Consider the following 17,311-nt stretch of genomic DNA (forward strand, 5'->3'; position numbering starts at 1 on the left):
TTCTATGCAACAGCTAAGAAGAAAAGAGGACTAGTACGTGTAATAAGGCATTAACTTAAAGACCGTTTTAGTTCTCCTCTTTTCTTCTATTAAATTAATAAATCAAAGTAAAGGAGACCGTTGTATGCAAGCTGAACCCAACCGCACAAGCAAAGAGTGCTATCGCACACATTGCTTTTTAGCCAACCCGATTTCGATATTCGCTTGGACTGACACCCAACATTTTTTTTACATACCGACTGAAAAAAGACAGACTTGAAAAATTCATTGAATCTGCTATTTGAGAAAAAGTTAAATTGTCGTTGCCTAATAGTAAAATCAAACGTGAGGTGGTAAAATTTTGAATCCATTCCGAAGCCGATTTGCCACTATTCTTTTTACAAACTTCCGAAAGATATTTGGGCGTGATAAATAATTGACGGGCATAAAATTCCACCTCTCTATGCTCCATACAATGTATTTCAACAAAATTCAAAAATCGCTGGAACAGCGACCCATTTTCATTTTTTAACAGTTGTTCCATTTTGTCCGCAAAAATATTCCACATTTCCATCACAAACATTTGCAACTGAAGACCAACTATTTCATTGCGGAAACGGTGTTTGTCGTCTTCATATTTCTCCTGTAACAAGTAAAAATTCTGCTTACATTTTTCAGCCAAACCCTTTCCCAATCGGACTACAGGATTTTCTTTGGAAAACAAATAACCTTTTATTCCCCAAGCAATATCAGGATTGTTTTTACTCATCAAATCAAAGGAAACCAATAAAAATGAGGCTTTAAAGTCGGACGAAAACAGTAAATCCTGAACTTTTTGAGTGGGCAAAAAAATGACAATATCATTTTTCTCAATTAGAAACTCCTTATTATCCAACGTAAATTGTCCTTTTCCACCATCGCAAAGAATATGTGTGAAATAGGATTTTTCAAAATCTTGTGGCACACGTTCGTCCGTCAATCGTTCCACAACGATTATTTCTTTCTCTTTTAGTCTCATAATTTGTTTACAAACTGCGGTTCATTCCATAAAATGGGCTTCGATTTACAAAAATACAGAAATATGTGAAAGCATTACTGTAATATATGTAATGATTCAGACGGTTACAGTATCTAATTTTGTACTATCAAAATTTAAAAATTGAAATATTATGGAATCAAACAATAATACCAACCGCAGAGATTTCCTTGTGAAATCAGCTCTTGCAGGAGCAGGAGTAGCTTTCGGAAGTTCACTTTTGGCTTCGGCAACAACTACAAACAACAGAAGTAAATCAAACAAAATGAAAAAAATATCATCAGAAATGAAAACAAGAAAGCTCGGCACACTCGAAGTAACCGAACTGGGCTACGGATGTATGAATATCGCTTGGGCTTATGGTGGTTCTACCCCAAAAAGGGAAGCTATTAATTTAATCCACAGAGCGTATGAAAGTGGCATCCGATTTTTTGACACCGCAGAAATTTATGGTCCGTTTTATAGCGAAGAAGTGGTTGGCGAAGCCTTAAAACCATACAGAAACGAAGTTGTCATTGCTACAAAATTTGGCTTTGACATTGACCCAAATTCGGGCGTAAGGGGCGGATTGAAAAGCGAACCCAAACACATCAAAGCCGTTGTTGAGCGAATGTTGAAACGCTTACAAACCGACCATATCGACTTATTGTATCAGCACCGAGTTGACCCGAATGTACCGATTGAAGATGTGGCGGGTGCAGTAGCCGATTTGGTAAAAGAAGGAAAAGTAAAACACTTTGGTTTGTCCGCAGCAGGAGAAGCCACCATTCGCAGGGCACACAAAGAGTTTGCGGTAACTGCCGTTCAAAACGAATATTCTTTTTGGACACGTGACCCCGAAAACGAAGTTTTGTCAACGTGCGAAGAACTCGGAATAGGTCTTGTGCCTTGGAGTCCGCTTGGAATGGGTTATTTAAGTGGTCAATTTGCACAAGGATTCCCGTTCCGTGAAAACGATTTGAGAGTTACGGCAAATTTCCCCCGATTTACAGATGAAAATATGATGAAAAACCGCCCGATTGTTAACATTCTTCAAAAAATGGCGCACGAAAAAAATGCAACACCTATTCAAATAGGATTGGCGTGGTTGTTAGCGAAAAAACCGTTTATCGTTCCGATTCCCGGAACAACCAATTTGAATCATTTGGACGAAAATAATGCTTCGGTAAATGTGGAACTGACCACTGCCGATATGAAAACTTTGGAAGATGCCTTTGCGAAAGAAACCATTTACGGTAGCCGTGCTCCCGAAATGTTGAAACAAGCACACGACATAGGTGTAAACTTTGGCACAAGTTCAAAAGGAACAAACGGAAAAACACCGCTTCGCTAATTATTAGTTAAAAATTATTGAAAATGAAAGACAATATTAATCGTAGAAAATTTCTGCAAAACAGTACACTTGCTTCGGCAGGATTATTACTTGGCAGTATGGGCTTGTTTTCTTTTACAGCTAACGGAAACAGAACATTAAATCTTCAAAATATTTCGTATTCCGATAGAAAGAAACGCAAAATTGGCACATTGGAAGTTTCGGCAATCGGTTTGGGATGTATGAGTATGGCAGGTGTTTACAACCCTCGTCAAGACAAAGCCGAAATGATAAAAGTAATCAGAAAAGCTATTGAAAACGGCGTTGATTTTTTCGATACCGCAGAAGTTTACGGCCCACAATACAGCGAAGAAATTGTAGGCGAAGCCTTAAAACCATTTAGAAATCAAGTAAGCATTGCATCAAAATTTGGGTTTGATTTTAGCGGAAACGGACGTAACGGAAGAAACAGTCGCCCAGAACATATTCGCACCGCAGTAGAAGGCATGTTGAAACGATTGCAAACCGACACTATCGATTTATTGTATCTGCACCGAATGGATTCGGGAACGCCCATTGAAGATATTGCCGGAACGGTAAAAGATTTGATAAAAGAAGGAAAAGCCAGAAATTTCGGTTTGTCGGAAGTCAATCCCGAAACCATACGAAAAGCAAATGCCGTACAAAAAGTAGCGGCTTTGCAAAGCGAATATTCTATGTTGGAGCGAGTGATGGAACACGACATTTTTCCGCTTTGCGAAGAACTTAATATTGCTTTCGTGCCTTGGGGGCCACTTTGCCGTGGAATGCTTACCGGAAGATTTGACGAAAATTACATTCCCGAAACAGGATTCCGAAGAGCGGGAGTTCCCTATTTCACACCCGAAGCCTTACAAGCCAATTTAAAAGTTACCGAATTAGCCAAACAATGGGCGGTTAAGAAAAACGCTACTCCTGCACAAATTGCATTGGCTTGGGCAATAGCTCAAAAACCGTATATCGTCCCTATTCCTGGAACAACGAACCCAAATCATTTAATGGAAAATATCGGAGCATTGAATGTTCAGTTTTCCAATTCGGAATTAAAAGAAATCAGAACTTCATTAGAAGCGATTCCAACCATTGGTTTTAGAACGAAAGAATCGGTATTTACCAATCTATAAATTATTCAAAATGAAAACACTAACATTAATTTTTTTCACAATCTTATTCTCGAACTTTTTAAACGCTCAAACAATGGACACAAAAATTTTAGAACAACGCATAGCCACTATTGAAGATAAAATGGCTATTAAAAACGTCGTGGATGTATTTTCAAATCTTGCAGACACCAAAGAAATAGACAAACAAGTATTGCTTTTTACTGAAGATGGCGAAGTGGAATCCATTACCAACGGACAAAGCAATTTGCTGAAAGGACGACAACAACTCAAAGAAACTTTTTCCAGTTTTCTATCCAATTTTCACACCGTTTACCACCAAAACGGACAGCAAACCATTGATGAATTGACTGAAAATACTGCAAAAGCGACTTCTTATTGCCAAGTTATATTAATTGGCGAACAAGACGGAAAACAAATGAAAACCACACTTTACACCATTTACAAAGACGAGTTTGTAAAAGAAAATGGCGAATGGCTGATTAAACACCGTACTTCAAACTTTGTACATAGGGAAGTGGAGCAAGTGAATTAGAAAGGAAAACCCCAGCGTGTACAGCACATTGCAATCCTCGTTCCTGCGGTTGCAAAGAGCTGTACTCCAACGCAAACGGACGAAACAAAAAAAAGCCTGCATACAACATTGTATAAACGCAATAGCGGATTAAGTGCTTAACTTGAACATTTGTTCTTTCTTGTCGCTACTTACAAATTCATTTGCTTTTCGTAAATTTAGCAAATAAATTTGCAAGTAGCTTACGGTTGTGCCTAACCGAACATTTCGTGCTTCCTTTTCCGCTACTGCGTTTATACTAGACCGTTGTAGCCAATGAATAAAGACACGAATGAGCAAAGAAGATTGGTATAGAAATACTGACTGGAACGACCAAATCGAAACTGATTTTGAAGCTCGACTGAAACGGTCACGTGGAAATTATCATAAAGCTCAATATTTAAGAATTCAGGCCAGTTATCTTCTCGACTCTTCAACAACTGAAAATCAGAAAAAAGGAATTCAGTTAATAGAACGAGTTATAAATGATTATCCCGAAGAAACTTTTAGCACTATACACGGAAACGAACAACTGGGAGACTATTACTTGAAAAATGGGAATTATGAGCAAGCTGAAAAGCACTTTAGAATTGTAACCGACCATTATCACTCGACAACACGTAGTGGTACATCTGGACTGGCAGATTTGAAATTGAGCGAGACAATTTTGCTTTCTGACCAAGAAGAAAAACTTCAAGAAGCTTATAAACTGTCGACTTCAAAATTTGACGAGACTGGTGGCAATTTGCAACTTAACGACCAAAAATTCTACTATGCCACATTAATGGCTAACTTATGCTTAAGAATGGGAGAAATTGAAGAAGCTTCTGAATACGCAAATTTAGCTTTGCAACTTTCGACAATAACAGAACCTCAATTCAGTAGACATAAGACTGTTGGAATTATTAACGCAGACAAGAACACAATCGACAAACTGAAAAAAATAAAAGAAAAATCACTGGCTACAACAACACCTATAAGCAAGCGGGCGGACAGTGGTAAACGAAACGATAATACTTTTAACAAACTTTGGTCTCGGCTGACAGGTAAGTAGCTTTAAAAGCCCGCCTGCTCATAGCCAAACCGTTGTGTTTAATTAAAGCCTACAAATGAAATTTAACTTCTTCAACAAAAAGAAAAATCCAACTAACATCAAAGAGGAATGGAATAGACTCGGAAGCGAATACGCTAAAAATGTTAATGAGATGGTAGAGTTTGGAGAAAAAAATGGATGGGAGAACTGGAAGGGAAAAGAACCCGAAGATAATAGAGAACACCTAGCATACGAAATTTTCAATCTCTTGAAAAAAGCTAATGAAGACAACACTATTGATCAGTTCAGAAATGATTATCCGCCCTCTCATAATCCAATAATGAAATTTCTAGAAAAAAAAGGACAGAGCATCGAACAATTACAATTCATTGACGGGCAAAAAATTGTATTCTTAACAGGTACTTCTTACCAAAAAAGACAAGCATATATTCTTGATAATAAAAATATACTAAAATTAGATTCAACTATTAATGCAATTGGTAAATCCAAAAAAAATAATGTTTTTGCAGTTTCAGTTGAAAATAAAATAACAACTACTCAAGGTTGGGAAGGGAATATTATTTCAACCTTTGAATTAAAAGAAACTAAAAATTTAGGAATAACAGAGTTAATTCCATTCAATGACGGACTTAAGATATTATTAGTCACATCTGAAGGAATATATTTGATTACTAAAGAATCTGAAAAAATGATTCACCCTGTACCTGATTTAGAAGATGAAGAATGGGATTCATACATTGACATGGAAAATGCAACATTATCAAATGACAACGATTATATTATTGTTGGAGACCAATGTGCAGACCATAGAATATTAAATCAAAACGGAGAACAGATTGGAGAAATTGGCCCTCAATCTTCTTATCCTCATTTTTGTCTTTTTTCTTCTGACGACAAACAATTAATTACTAACTCTTGTCATTTTTACAATGGAATTACAATCGGAATATCTACTACGGAGAATATAAATGGATTAAAGATTGAAGCTTATGAAGAAAGTGAGCATTATAAAGTTATTGATGATGGTATGCGTGTATATGTTGGACTAACAACAAGAGACTTATACATACTTGGAGATGCTCACGGATATATCCGAGCGATTGATAAAAATGGCAAATGTATTTGGAGACATTTTTTAGGCTCAACAATTAGTGGTATTGCAATATCCGATGATGAAAAGACATTATGGGTTGGTTCTTATTCTGGAATGCTTCATAAATTACAGTTAGGAAAAGGGTTTAGAGATGAACATACCATTGGAAATGGGAATCATTATGAAGATTTTCGACTGATTTTATGGAAAGGTGAACCAATAATGAAATGGTAAATAAAGATAACTAAACACAACAATGGCTATAAGTAATTGCTTGTTCTCGCCTACTTCTGAAAATCCTCGCGGATTTTCAGCTTGGTGTGTACTTGCTAGATTAAGTGCTAACCCACGCAACTACTCATCGCCGAGACCGTTGGCATTAATATAAAACTGATTGAAAATAAATGGCGAAAATTCCACTTTTTGAAAAAGGACAAATAATTCTGACCAATCCAGAAGATGGATATTATGGAATTGCTGTAGTGTTATCCGAAAAAGAAAAAACACCTGAATCTCATCCGAAATGCCATATTGCAATTACACCTCTGATTTTCAACCGTAAAGTAGAATTATCAGAATTAAATGTTGAGCAATTAAAACCATTAGAATTTGAACGATTTTACATATTAGAGGGTAAAGAAGAATTCAGCAAAAAGGAAATTTGTATCGGAGTTTATACACGTAGGAATAAACAATGTTTTGAGATTTTAGGAAAAGTGGATTCTGAAAAAGTATATAATGGACTTTTGCCTTTCGAACCGCTAACTGGATTAGAAATAACTTTTCCGTTATGTGGCGACGCTGAAAAATATTTGGGCAGGAAAGCATTCATTAATTGGACGAGAAATATAAAAAATACTAATGCCAACAATGTATCCTATGAAAAGCACTAACTAGTCCAGTCCTTATCCTATTGATTGTCAATTAATACCCTCATCATTTTCAAATATCACTCTAGGTAAAACTATCTTATATTCTTTATTATCATTTTTATCGTACCAAAAAACAATATATTCTGCTGTAGCATATTTTATATCAAAGCCTTTTTTGCGGAAAGGTTCGTATTTTTCTGTTAGAAAACTCTTTGAAAACAGTAACAAATTTCCCTGTGCCTTTATACCCAAGCCAGGTGCCTCATTCTCGCCAAAAAACTTACTATATTTTCCAAGGGTATCACCAGTTTTTATGGTTCTCAAAATAGATAGTGGTACTGGATATTTTTGAGAACCTAGCTGTACATCTTTATGCCCAAGAATCATTTCAAACTTTAAAGGCTCTTTAAGGTCCCCGTGGAATTGGCTTTGGTTTATGCCCCTTAATCGGATATTATCATAGAAATCAACATTAGTATGAATATGTAAGGTTTTTTTGGCCCTTGTGCTTGCCACATATAATAACCTTCTCGATTCATCGGAATGATAATCATAATCTTCCAATAGCATAATAACATGATCAAACTCCTTCCCTTTTGCCTTATGCATTGTTGACACTACAATACTTTCCGTATCGGGACTTATGGCATCCTCCATATTGATTTCCCTGCAAAATTCCCTCCACTCCACTAAAAGCTTTTTTTCTGGGTTTGAGATGTCAAACTTCTTTATCAACGCCATACAAGTATCAAAATGTGGACTTTGCCTAAAGTATTTCCTGAACCACTCTAAAGCTAAATCCCAAGATGTTTCCAATATTACACCTGACTCCCCTATGCTCGCTCCCAATTTTTTATCAAAGCATCTAATTTCATATAAATCATAAATACGGAAACCTTCAAAACCTGCCATTAGTTTCACCTGGTGGCCTAACGTTTTTAGCATTGAACTGACTTGTAAAGCCTCAATATTTGTTCTGGTTAAAACCGCTTTCGTCCCCGGAAAATGGTTGTTATTTATATACTCGACCAATGGGCTTACCAAATATTTCCCGGTGTATTTTATGATGTTTACACTACCCTGCCCCTGATTACGGCTAGCAATTAATGTCTGATTTTTCAATCTGTTATTAAGAAAGTTCAGCACAAGGTTGTTGAACTCCACAATTTGGGGGTAACTTCTGTAATTCCTTGGTAACGTATATAAGGTTGCACTGTATTTATTTCTAAATCTACCCATATAAGCATTCGAAGATCCCCTGAAACTATAAATGTTCTGGTCATCATCCCCAACAGCGATCACACGCGGCTTTTCCGCTTTTTCAATAATCAAATCTATCAGTTCCCATTCTTCTTGATTAATATCCTGAAATTCATCAAACATCAAGATACTCTTATTAGCTATGGACGATATATCTACTTCATCATCCTTAATCGCATTGATGCAATCCCGAATTACGTTTTGGGATTTGTTAAGGTCCCCCAATTGTCCCAATAATTGGAAACAAAAACCATGGAAAGTGGTTATCTTTATTAACCCTGAATATTCTGGAATTAATTTTCTCACCCGTTGTCTAAACTCCAGGGAAGCTGCTTTTGAAAATGTAAGCATTATGAATTGTTCAGGCTTTATATCTTCAATTAGAAGCAAACTAGCTATTTTATGCACCAAAACCTTGGTTTTACCACTTCCTGGCCCCGCATATACAAGAATATTATCTGATTTATTGTCTTCTATTACCTTCGTTTGGTCAATATCCAGATCTTCAATTATTTCCCTAAAACGCTTAGGTGTAATTGATCTTTGTATCTCCATTTTCTTTCTAGGAAAATACCGGGCTAAAAACTCCTCATAATCCAGTGTAAAGTAATCGTTTACATATGTCAATGCCGATTCATAACTTTGGATACATTTTTTGGCATATTCCCCAACGATATGTATTTGCTCTGTTCTGTGCAGATAAAAATCTTTTATCTTACTGTAGTTATCAGTAGTGAATACCCTTTTACTTTTATCTACTTCAGTTATATTCAATTTATTGTAAGATACCATAAAGCCCCCTTCCAAGCTTATAGCTTTGATATCATTTAAATACAATAAACAGGTTTCGTAATTCTTGGTGTTTTCTTCTACCAGATTGCCCATGAACTGGTTAGATTTCTTTAATTCCAATAACGAGAATGAAACCGGAACCTCATCCCTTTTTCCTTTATGCTCCTTATTTTTAATAGCTAAGTTCTCCAAATACTGAAATGTAAACAATGATAGATCATGCCTCCACTTTATATCCTCTAAAAGTTCTTCGTACCTATAAAACTCAATTTCATAAATGTCTTTTTCCTTATCTTTTCTACTTTTTTTAACGAACCTTCTTTTATCCCAATGTGATAAAAGGGCCCTTATATACTCAACCCTGGATTCCAATACCCCACTATCCAACAACTTCTGATTTAATTCTCTTAAAGGTATCGTCAGTTTCTTTGAGTTCATAACATCCAATATTCCCTTTTCTATTTTTAAATAGGACTCTAATATTTTTCTAGAACCATTTTTTGATTGCAATAAACTTAAAAATGCGGTTAAATCCTTGGCATCACCCAAAATAGCGTGGTCCCTTAGCATACGAATCACATCTTGTATTCTTCCAGCTTTCAGTGTTGTTATATCAGCCAGATAATCGATCCTTGTCTCTCCATCCGTTATTATCCTTTTTAAAACAATAGCGCAATCCTTTTTATCCTCATCGGTAATCTTTTTGCTATTCTGAAGTATTTCCTGTCCACTTCCAAAGCTTTTAACTAAAAGGCTGTCGGCAAATACCCTTGGTGAATTTAAGGACCTTATCAAAAAACCTTGGTCTTCCAAGGCAGAAATAGCGGTTTTTACTTTTATCTCCAAATCAAGCATTTCAGCATCCCAACCGGACTTTTTCGCAATCTCCAACGCTGACTGACTGATTTTATCCCTATACTTTGCCTGTCCTTTTATAGCTCTCCAAATATCTTTTATTTCCTTATGGTTAAGTTTGGTTTGCTGTAAAAGACTAAAGTGCTTGCTTAAATCTTCTTCACTGTATAGGATATAGCAGTTGGCATTGATATTCTCGTCTCTTCCTGCCCTACCGGACTCCTGAACATAATTCTCCAAAGAATCTGAAATATTGTAATGTATTACCGTCTTAACATTGTCTTTATCAACACCCATCCCAAAAGCAGAAGTGGCCACAATAATTTCGTTCTGTTCGTTCATAAATGCATCCATGTTGGCCTTCTTCGTATCCTTATCGAGTTTGCCGTGAAAAAAGGTTGCATTAAAACCTGCCTCATTGACCAAGGCGCAAACGTTCTCTACCTGCTTAGTGCGGGATGCATATATAATGGCAGGTTTTTCACATTTATTAAGTACCTGAAATAGATAATTCATTTTACGATCAGGCTCTTCAACATTTACCACTTCATAGGAAAGATTGGTCCTTCCTTTACTTGTGATAAATTCATCCAGCTCCAATCCCAAACGATCTTCAAAATAGAACTTGATATCTTTAATTACCTGAAGTTTAGCTGTTGCGGTAAAACACGATACCGGTATTCGGGAAACATTCTTCTCGCTTTCTATTTTCTTAATAAAATCTGCAATGAATAGGTAATCAACCCTGAAATCTTGCCCCCAGCTTGAAAAACAGTGCGCTTCATCTATAACTATACGTCCCACTGAACGAGACAATATCAATTTAAAAATCGAAGGCGACCGTAGGGATTCAGGTGACAAATACAGTAAATCTGCCCTCCCATCAGACACCATTTCAAATGCCTCTTGACGTTCAAGTGGTGAAAGCAATCCATTTATGGCTACGGCTTTGGTGATACCAAACCGTTCCCTTAAGTTATCCACCTGATCTTTCATAAGGGAAATCAATGGGGAAATTACAACTGTGAGATGCTTTGTAGAGGCACCTCTCATAAGGGCCGGTAATTGAAAAGTCAATGATTTGCCACCCCCGGTAGGAAAAACAGCCACGAATGATTTCTTTTGTAGGCCTGCCAATACTGCCTCTTCCTGTAAACTAACCGTTCGGTCAGTTTCAAATTTTCTGAAGTCAGTGTAACCAAAATATTTAAAAAGTTCTTTTCTAGGGTTTAATTTATCTGAGCAGTACGCACAGTTTTTATCATTACATGACTCAAAGCGTATTTCATTCATTATTTTTTCGGATTCGGGATACTCATACCTGACCCAAGGAGGTAAAACCGCATCCTCATCCCCCAACCTCAATAATGTGAAAACGTATGCGAGTGCTTCTGGGTATCGATCTTTATAATAATTCAAATCAACAGTTGAACAGATCTTATCTCCGATAAGTTTTCTAATTTGCTTTTCGATTAATTTGGATTCACCAAATCCAGCCATCTCAAAGAAAGTATTGAAGCTTGGCTTATCCTTGAGCAAATCATAATATACACTTCGCTCTTCAATACTTAATTCATTAAATCTGTTCAATTCCTTGATTAAGTAGTCTTCCGTTAGTTTACAGTCCGAAAGTGGATTGTTAATTTCCGATTCATTTACAATCCGATATCCTTTGGTAAGTTTATGGTTGGGTCTTTTGACAAATAAAATAGGGGACCACAACAATGTATCGATAAGCCTCTTTCCTTCAAAAATTTCATCCCCTAATTTCTTTTTTAGTTCTGGGATATCATGTTTTATAATATTATGACCGCAGACATAGTTGGCCTCCCGTATCCATTGCTCTAATCTTTTACTATTTCTTTCATGCAATTCCTGCCCCTTAAAAGTTGCTCCATAATCAATTTTATGGGTTTTGGGGTTTACTTCAATATCTAAAAACAGGATATTTTGCATAGTATTTCAGTTCAGTTATAAGATAGCTTATAATTGATCAAACCGTAGTTTTTAGTGCATTTTTAAACTAAACTTCACACTTTGAATCGAAATTTAAGCATTTATGGGGGCTTTAAATTTAATATTTTTTCTCCATTCCAAATGTGAAATACTCTGTAGATAAAAGTTTAGATATAAAATGTTATAAATTTAAACAAGTTTTAAGTTCTTATTCCAACTTGAATAAATTCAAAAAAGTTCTATGAACTACGATTCCATATTTTTTAAGGACATCGAAGGGATAATTCGACAAAGCAACATTTTCGCTTTATCATTGCAATAAACCCTTGGCTGATTAGATATATTTTAGATTAATGAGCCGTTGGAAGAAGTCTTTTGTTTGTACACGAGAGAGGGTTACATTCTCAAGCCCCTATTTTAAGAATGATTATAAGCCCTTTGTAAGAATGATTTGAATTTCCCTATGAATCTTTTGAAAATGCACCGCTAGGTCTGTATCGGATATTTGATATTTCCGTTTAGGCTTTTCTTTTATAATTGGCTGTAATCTAAAACGTACTTTTTTATCCTTCCCATCCGCAAAAGCGATAAACTCCCCCTGCTTCAATTTAAAGAATATTTCAGCCCTACGCTTGGACACTTCCCTTTCCCCTTTGGTGATACGGCTTTCAAAACTCATCCCACTGCTTTTACTGATACTTCTGGTCGGTGTTTTGATGATTTCAAAAAAACGTTCATAGTATTTGGCTGTATCCGGATCATTAACTTTTCCAAAAAACTGATACGATAGATTACTTAAAATCGCTTTACTCGCCTTCTCACCATAAAGGAGATCGTTCTGTACTTTATCCTGCATCACATAAACGGTACAGATATCATAACTGCGGAGTGTCGCAGGGACACGGTGCATATTCGTAAGTTTTATCGTTGGTGCCTCTTCCATAAGCAAAAAGGAAGGCATTCTTCCGCGCAAACTCATTTGTTTGATGATAGTATGCATCACCATAGCAATCACGGGCGAATACGCCGAATCATATTTCGGGTTGTTCACCAAGGAAATCACCGCTGGATTTGTTGGGTTATTGATATCCAAGGGTACCCCGTCTTTGGACAGTACATAGAACAGTTTTTGGGAGCTCATCTTTTTAAAGGCATTGGCAAGGGTACTTTTTACCCCGGCGGTCTGCTTTTCGGATTCGATCCCATTGATAAAAGCACTTGCCATGCTTCGGGATGTGAGGTCGGACCGTAAAAAAGTGATCAGGTTTTCAGTGCTTAAAGTCTGGAAAATGGCAATGATATGCGGTAAGGTACAGAAGTCCGGGTACCCCGTTTTCATTTTCCATATCATCCCACTGAGCAGCCCTTCCACGGCATCGGAAAAGAATTTGCTGCTTCCCCTGTTTTCTGAAAGGTTCTGCTCCAAAAGGTTTTCCATAAGAACCCGGGATACCTCGTTAACACTTTCCTCATTGGGCAGGTAATGCGGTGCGATAGGGTTTACCCGAAAATAAACTTCATCAAAAGCGATGGTGTAAAAAGGTATCTTGATTTGCCTGAACAAAGGATAGGCAATTTCCGTGAGTTCGAAGTCCTTATAATCATGAATGACCCCACAAAATCCATGCCCGCTGAAATGCTGCAGAAAGTTATACACCACGCTTTCGGTCTTCCCGCTCCCAGCGGATCCAATGACCGAAGCGCCCCTTCGGATGTTATCGATCTTGAATCGACCGTTACTGAGTTTAAAACGTACCTGATACTTTTTGTCATTAGGCTTCTGTTTTTCACCATAGAACAATCCATACAATACAGCCCCTACAAATAATAAAGGGGATATAATGTACAGGATGATATGTTCCAACTCCCAATTCATATCCCGATGGATCCCGATTCAATCGCTTTGCCTATTCCTTTTTTAAGCGCATTGATGGCTTTCATGGTCAGTTGGAGCTTATTGGTAGGGATACTGAGCAATGCGGTATTCACCCCTGTTTTCTGCAGCAGTTTAAAGGCCATTGCCCTTTCACTGGTCGGTAGTTTAATGATCATGGAAAAATACAGTTTCGGATCCCTTAAAAACGTTTTACGTGCCTTGTAGGATTCCACATAGTTCCGTTTGTAGTTGAAAAGGGTATCGAAGGTTTTTTCCGCATTGCTATAAAAAGCATCCCGATCGAATCCCCTTTTCACGGTTTTACCGTTCATCTCCACTTCCGAGGCTTTGTATTTGCTCCCCGGGGAAAGACTGTAACGGTTGGAGGCATCCTTACGGCTGACAATGATATGGACATGGCTTTGGGGACCCGGTTTTAGCATACCACGTACTATCCGTTTACCATCTATTTTGTGGGGTGCCTTTTGCTCCAAATGCTCTATCCTCCTTTGGATCCTTTTGATACTCCCACCCCGCTCCCTCCGCTCGATACTTCTCACCTGTTGCTTCAACTTCAAAATTTGTGTGGCAAAGGGCTGGTTCTCCTTTATTTCCATATCCGAATCGCCGAAGGTCCGCTGGCGTTCCACTTTGGCGTAATACTTAATATCGCGCACCGTAACGGGCCTTCCATCGATTTCGCGGTGAAAGGCTTGAGCATATGCTTTCATGGCTTCCCTTGTATATCGCTTTAAAGATTCAGGGGAATCCCCGATGGCCTTAAGTTCCCGCTGACTTGGGTTCAGGGTAATGGAATAGAACATGGGTTCGGTCTTCTTCAGCTTTGCGGTATTCCCATCGATCCCGCTTATAACTTCCTCTGAAGATATTTCATCATCCTCCCCATTAAAAAAATGTTCCATTTCGGGCATGGGCTTTCCTTCGTTCTCCTTTTCGAGATAGTCCACAAATGCGCTGGCGCTTTGACCGGCGTTCCCGCTAAGGTTCTGTGCGGTAATGGTGATGTACATGCTCCAATGTATTTTTAAAGTTTTCCAATTCCTTCCTATCCATATCCAGCCTATGGTAACCCTTTCCAAAAGTCCCTTTAACGTAGGTCAATTGTTCCAGGAGTTCCTGGATCCTATTCTTATAGTGGCTAAGTTCCTTTTGCATCACTTCATAGCGGTTTCGGTAATGTTCCAGTTCCGTGTCCCTGGTAATAGTTTCAGGGGAACCAAAATCAATGCTTCCCTCCCCTTCTTTCCATTTTCTGCTCCCCGTTTCCATTTGTGAAACCTCCTGGAACAATGCATCCAACATCGCTTTTGTCGGCAGGGTCTGTTCTTTTTCAATGTTCCTGATTATGGCAATCAGGGCATCGATACGTTTTTTGGTGTTATCGGATTTAACGCCTAGATTGTCATTTGGGGATAGGTTGTTCCACTTAAAAAAATCCAACATGGATTTCAGGGTCTCGGAATGTGAACGGGAAACCTCCCGGGAAAACTTCCGAAACCTATCCGCTGTCTCTTTTTTGATACTGATGGCGGAAAATCGATATTTTTTATAGACATCTCCCATTTTTACTGTAAAAAATTGCCGTTCTAAAGGGTTTTGCACAACATTTACTGTAAAAGCCCTTGACAATCAATTACTTGAACTTTTATAAGTCGTTGATTTTAAACTCATTACAACAAATAAAATAAACGGAACACCGCAACGCGTGTTACCCTCTTGCTGTTCCTTTTTTGTACCGAAGGGACAAAAAAATCCAGCATCCCACCCAGGTGGATGCCCAATTACAATGGTGATAGTACGGTCATATAAGGAAAGTCAAATCGAATTGTTCTCGTACCGAAAAAAACCTTGTCGGGTTCAATTATAAATATATCCATAATGTCGATCATTTAAAAATTCGGTACCGCTGCAAATATTTTCATTTGGCATCAAATCACAAAAAAAAGCCCGTTAATCCGCTTACCCGGCGCTCATGGTAAGGGTAAGGCATAAAAAAAGACCCTTTTTTCAAGGGTCTCTTTTATGAAAATTCACTCTTTGGCAAATTGCTCCCTATTGTATACATACCTGAATATCCATAAATTGATAATCAGTAAAAAAGAGTTTTCTACCGGCTTTTCTGTGGGTTTTGCCACTTTTCCTGTTTTACGGGCTGGAATCTCCAACACCTTTCTTACCTTGGTTTCCATGTTCTTATATTTTATGTTAACATTTATTTGGTGGCACACCGCCCATTTATAAAATTCCAGCTCAAAAGGAATCGGAATAAAAAGCGAGGAACGAGCGGCTTTATGCCGAAATCTTTTGATGGGGACATTTTAAAAGGGGCAACTTGCAGACAAATAAGTGATATTGTTACCGTATGGCTATTACTGGAAAAGATGGACATCAAGTCCCAAATTGATTTTCTGGGGTTCGATCCGCCAGGAAATCAAATACCAGCAAAAAAAGACCTTCACTATCTGAAAGTCTTTTTCGGTTAATCCAATCCATTTGGATCAGCTAAGGTCATACAGCTCGGGATCGAACCCGTCGGGATAGTCCCGCGGGTCATAATCCGAATGTGCTGTACTTTGGTTGAAATCTTCGTTTTCTTTCATAATTCAATGAATTTGGTTTAAAGTATGCCCTCATCCGCAAAGCTGAAATATCTCCCGTTGGGGCTTAGGATAATATGGTCAAGGACCTTTACATCGAAATAACCGGCCGCCTTTACCATTTTCTGGGTCAGCTCCCTATCGGGCGTACTGGCCTCGAGCTTCCCTGACGGGTGGTTATGGCATAGGATGATGCCCGTGGAAAGGCTTTTCAGCACCACCGCGAACAGCAACCTAATATCGACCACAGTGCCCGTAATCCCACCCACCGAATGGGTATAGATGCCCTTTATCCTATTGGAACGGTTCAGCAAAAGCACCTTAAAGGTCTCGTTAAGCGCTATGGTATCCATATCGAAGGATTGGTAAAGGACTTTGGCAGCATTGGAACTGCTCACGACAACGGTTTCCAGACTGGTCAAAAAACTCTCCCTGTAGGAAAGCTGTATCTCGTTAACTTTTATCAACATGGTTATGCTATTTTTATTAAAATTGATTTCCAACATTTAAAGAAATGGGCAGGTTTTACCCCGCCCACACTTCTATTTTCCGTTCCCGCCAAGGAAAAGGATTTCCGAAACAATTACCTCGGTCACATAGCGTTTCACGCCCTCTTTGTCCTCATAGGAACGTGAGGTGAGTTTTCCCTGCACGGCAATCTCCTTGCCGGTAAAAACGTACTCTTCGATAAGGGATGCGATTTTCCCCCACGCCACCAATTGGTGCCAATCGGTATTGGTCTGTTTCTCCCCTTTGGAATCCCTGTAGTTCTCATTGGTCGCCAATGAAATCTTGGCTACCTTTTTTCCGTTTTCCAATACGGTCACCTGGGGCTCCTGCCCTACATGTCCGATAAGCTGAACTTGATTTTTTAATGTGCCCATAATACATTGTT

Annotated in this window: 15 protein-coding genes; 7 read left to right on the top strand and 8 right to left on the bottom strand. The window is 38.1% G+C overall.

Annotation, left to right across the window (positions count from 1 at the left end; all coding sequences use genetic code 11):
- Positions 1-178: 178 nt before the first annotated feature.
- Positions 179-997: a helix-turn-helix domain-containing protein gene (locus NDQ75_RS13535; RefSeq protein WP_202029136.1), complete on the bottom strand. Its 819-nt coding sequence runs from the start codon at positions 995-997 to the stop codon at positions 179-181.
- 151 nt (positions 998-1,148) lie between these two features.
- Here NDQ75_RS13535 and NDQ75_RS13540 point away from each other — a divergent pair, with 151 nt between their 5' ends.
- The 6 genes from NDQ75_RS13540 to NDQ75_RS13565 all read left to right on the top strand — a co-directional run bounded on the left by NDQ75_RS13540 (position 1,149) and on the right by NDQ75_RS13565 (position 7,080).
- Positions 1,149-2,348 (top strand): aldo/keto reductase, encoded by a 1,200-nt coding sequence (locus NDQ75_RS13540; RefSeq protein WP_202029137.1) that lies wholly within the window; start codon positions 1,149-1,151, stop codon positions 2,346-2,348.
- Between the two features lie 23 nt (positions 2,349-2,371).
- Positions 2,372-3,490: an aldo/keto reductase gene (locus NDQ75_RS13545; protein ID WP_242513701.1), complete on the top strand. Its 1,119-nt coding sequence runs from the start codon at positions 2,372-2,374 to the stop codon at positions 3,488-3,490.
- A 73-nt stretch (positions 3,491-3,563) separates the two neighbouring features.
- Entirely contained in the window at positions 3,564-4,022 is a 459-nt protein-coding gene (locus NDQ75_RS13550) for a nuclear transport factor 2 family protein (protein WP_202029139.1), read from the top strand.
- 310 nt (positions 4,023-4,332) lie between these two features.
- Positions 4,333-5,094: a tetratricopeptide repeat protein gene (locus tag NDQ75_RS13555; protein WP_202029140.1), complete on the top strand. Its 762-nt coding sequence runs from the start codon at positions 4,333-4,335 to the stop codon at positions 5,092-5,094.
- 55 nt (positions 5,095-5,149) lie between these two features.
- Positions 5,150-6,421: a YncE family protein gene (locus NDQ75_RS13560; RefSeq protein WP_202029141.1), complete on the top strand. Its 1,272-nt coding sequence runs from the start codon at positions 5,150-5,152 to the stop codon at positions 6,419-6,421.
- A gap of 170 nt (positions 6,422-6,591) precedes the next feature.
- On the top strand, positions 6,592-7,080 hold the full coding sequence (locus NDQ75_RS13565; RefSeq protein WP_202029142.1) for a hypothetical protein: 489 nt from the start codon (positions 6,592-6,594) through the stop codon (positions 7,078-7,080).
- Positions 7,081-7,107: 27 nt separating this feature from the next.
- On the opposite strand, the gene NDQ75_RS13570 is transcribed toward NDQ75_RS13565, so the two are convergent.
- From NDQ75_RS13570 to NDQ75_RS13590, 5 genes are all read right to left on the bottom strand, one after another.
- Complete coding sequence (locus tag NDQ75_RS13570; protein ID WP_202029143.1) at positions 7,108-11,922, bottom strand: RecQ family ATP-dependent DNA helicase; 4,815 nt, start codon at positions 11,920-11,922, stop codon at positions 7,108-7,110.
- Between the two features lie 427 nt (positions 11,923-12,349).
- Complete coding sequence (locus tag NDQ75_RS13575; RefSeq protein WP_202029144.1) at positions 12,350-13,798, bottom strand: type IV secretory system conjugative DNA transfer family protein; 1,449 nt, start codon at positions 13,796-13,798, stop codon at positions 12,350-12,352.
- Positions 13,795-14,829, bottom strand: coding sequence for a MobB family relaxase (mobB, locus tag NDQ75_RS13580; protein ID WP_202029318.1), 1,035 nt, complete (start codon positions 14,827-14,829; stop codon positions 13,795-13,797). Before mobB ends, NDQ75_RS13575 begins: the two co-directional genes overlap by 4 nt.
- On the bottom strand, positions 14,798-15,421 hold the full coding sequence (locus NDQ75_RS13585) for a BfmA/BtgA family mobilization protein (RefSeq protein ID WP_251762032.1): 624 nt from the start codon (positions 15,419-15,421) through the stop codon (positions 14,798-14,800). The genes mobB and NDQ75_RS13585 overlap by 32 nt, the downstream gene beginning before the upstream one ends.
- Before the next feature lie 428 nt (positions 15,422-15,849).
- On the bottom strand, positions 15,850-16,008 hold the full coding sequence (locus NDQ75_RS13590) for a hypothetical protein (RefSeq protein WP_202029145.1): 159 nt from the start codon (positions 16,006-16,008) through the stop codon (positions 15,850-15,852).
- Positions 16,009-16,110: 102 nt separating this feature from the next.
- Here NDQ75_RS13590 and NDQ75_RS13595 point away from each other — a divergent pair, with 102 nt between their 5' ends.
- Entirely contained in the window at positions 16,111-16,302 is a 192-nt protein-coding gene (locus NDQ75_RS13595) for a hypothetical protein (protein ID WP_202029146.1), read from the top strand.
- A gap of 134 nt (positions 16,303-16,436) precedes the next feature.
- On the opposite strand, the gene NDQ75_RS13600 is transcribed toward NDQ75_RS13595, so the two are convergent.
- Both NDQ75_RS13600 and NDQ75_RS13605 read right to left on the bottom strand, forming a co-directional pair.
- Positions 16,437-16,886, bottom strand: a complete 450-nt coding sequence (locus NDQ75_RS13600; protein ID WP_202028482.1) for a JAB domain-containing protein — start codon at positions 16,884-16,886, stop codon at positions 16,437-16,439.
- 72 nt (positions 16,887-16,958) lie between these two features.
- Positions 16,959-17,300, bottom strand: a complete 342-nt coding sequence (locus NDQ75_RS13605; RefSeq protein ID WP_202027785.1) for a single-stranded DNA-binding protein — start codon at positions 17,298-17,300, stop codon at positions 16,959-16,961.
- Positions 17,301-17,311 lie beyond the last annotated feature (11 nt).

This window comes from Galbibacter mesophilus (assembly GCF_023721415.1).
Classification (GTDB): Bacteria; Bacteroidota; Bacteroidia; order Flavobacteriales; family Flavobacteriaceae; genus Galbibacter; species Galbibacter mesophilus.

What these genes read in the sequence shown, in the direction of transcription:
- NDQ75_RS13535 (WP_202029136.1), bottom strand. Translation starts at nt 997, where the DNA reads ATGAGACTAAAAGAGAAAGAAATAATCGTTGTGGAACGATTGACGGAC.
- NDQ75_RS13540 (WP_202029137.1), top strand. Translation starts at nt 1,149, where the DNA reads ATGGAATCAAACAATAATACCAACCGCAGAGATTTCCTTGTGAAATCA.
- NDQ75_RS13545 (WP_242513701.1), top strand. Translation starts at nt 2,372, where the DNA reads ATGAAAGACAATATTAATCGTAGAAAATTTCTGCAAAACAGTACACTT.
- NDQ75_RS13550 (WP_202029139.1), top strand. Translation starts at nt 3,564, where the DNA reads ATGGACACAAAAATTTTAGAACAACGCATAGCCACTATTGAAGATAAA.
- NDQ75_RS13555 (WP_202029140.1), top strand. Translation starts at nt 4,333, where the DNA reads ATGAGCAAAGAAGATTGGTATAGAAATACTGACTGGAACGACCAAATC.
- NDQ75_RS13560 (WP_202029141.1), top strand. Translation starts at nt 5,150, where the DNA reads ATGAAATTTAACTTCTTCAACAAAAAGAAAAATCCAACTAACATCAAA.
- NDQ75_RS13565 (WP_202029142.1), top strand. Translation starts at nt 6,592, where the DNA reads ATGGCGAAAATTCCACTTTTTGAAAAAGGACAAATAATTCTGACCAAT.
- NDQ75_RS13570 (WP_202029143.1), bottom strand. Translation starts at nt 11,922, where the DNA reads ATGCAAAATATCCTGTTTTTAGATATTGAAGTAAACCCCAAAACCCAT.
- NDQ75_RS13575 (WP_202029144.1), bottom strand. Translation starts at nt 13,798, where the DNA reads ATGAATTGGGAGTTGGAACATATCATCCTGTACATTATATCCCCTTTA.
- mobB (WP_202029318.1), bottom strand. Translation starts at nt 14,829, where the DNA reads ATGTACATCACCATTACCGCACAGAACCTTAGCGGGAACGCCGGTCAA.
- NDQ75_RS13590 (WP_202029145.1), bottom strand. Translation starts at nt 16,008, where the DNA reads ATGGAAACCAAGGTAAGAAAGGTGTTGGAGATTCCAGCCCGTAAAACA.
- NDQ75_RS13595 (WP_202029146.1), top strand. Translation starts at nt 16,111, where the DNA reads ATGCCGAAATCTTTTGATGGGGACATTTTAAAAGGGGCAACTTGCAGA.
- NDQ75_RS13600 (WP_202028482.1), bottom strand. Translation starts at nt 16,886, where the DNA reads ATGTTGATAAAAGTTAACGAGATACAGCTTTCCTACAGGGAGAGTTTT.
- NDQ75_RS13605 (WP_202027785.1), bottom strand. Translation starts at nt 17,300, where the DNA reads ATGGGCACATTAAAAAATCAAGTTCAGCTTATCGGACATGTAGGGCAG.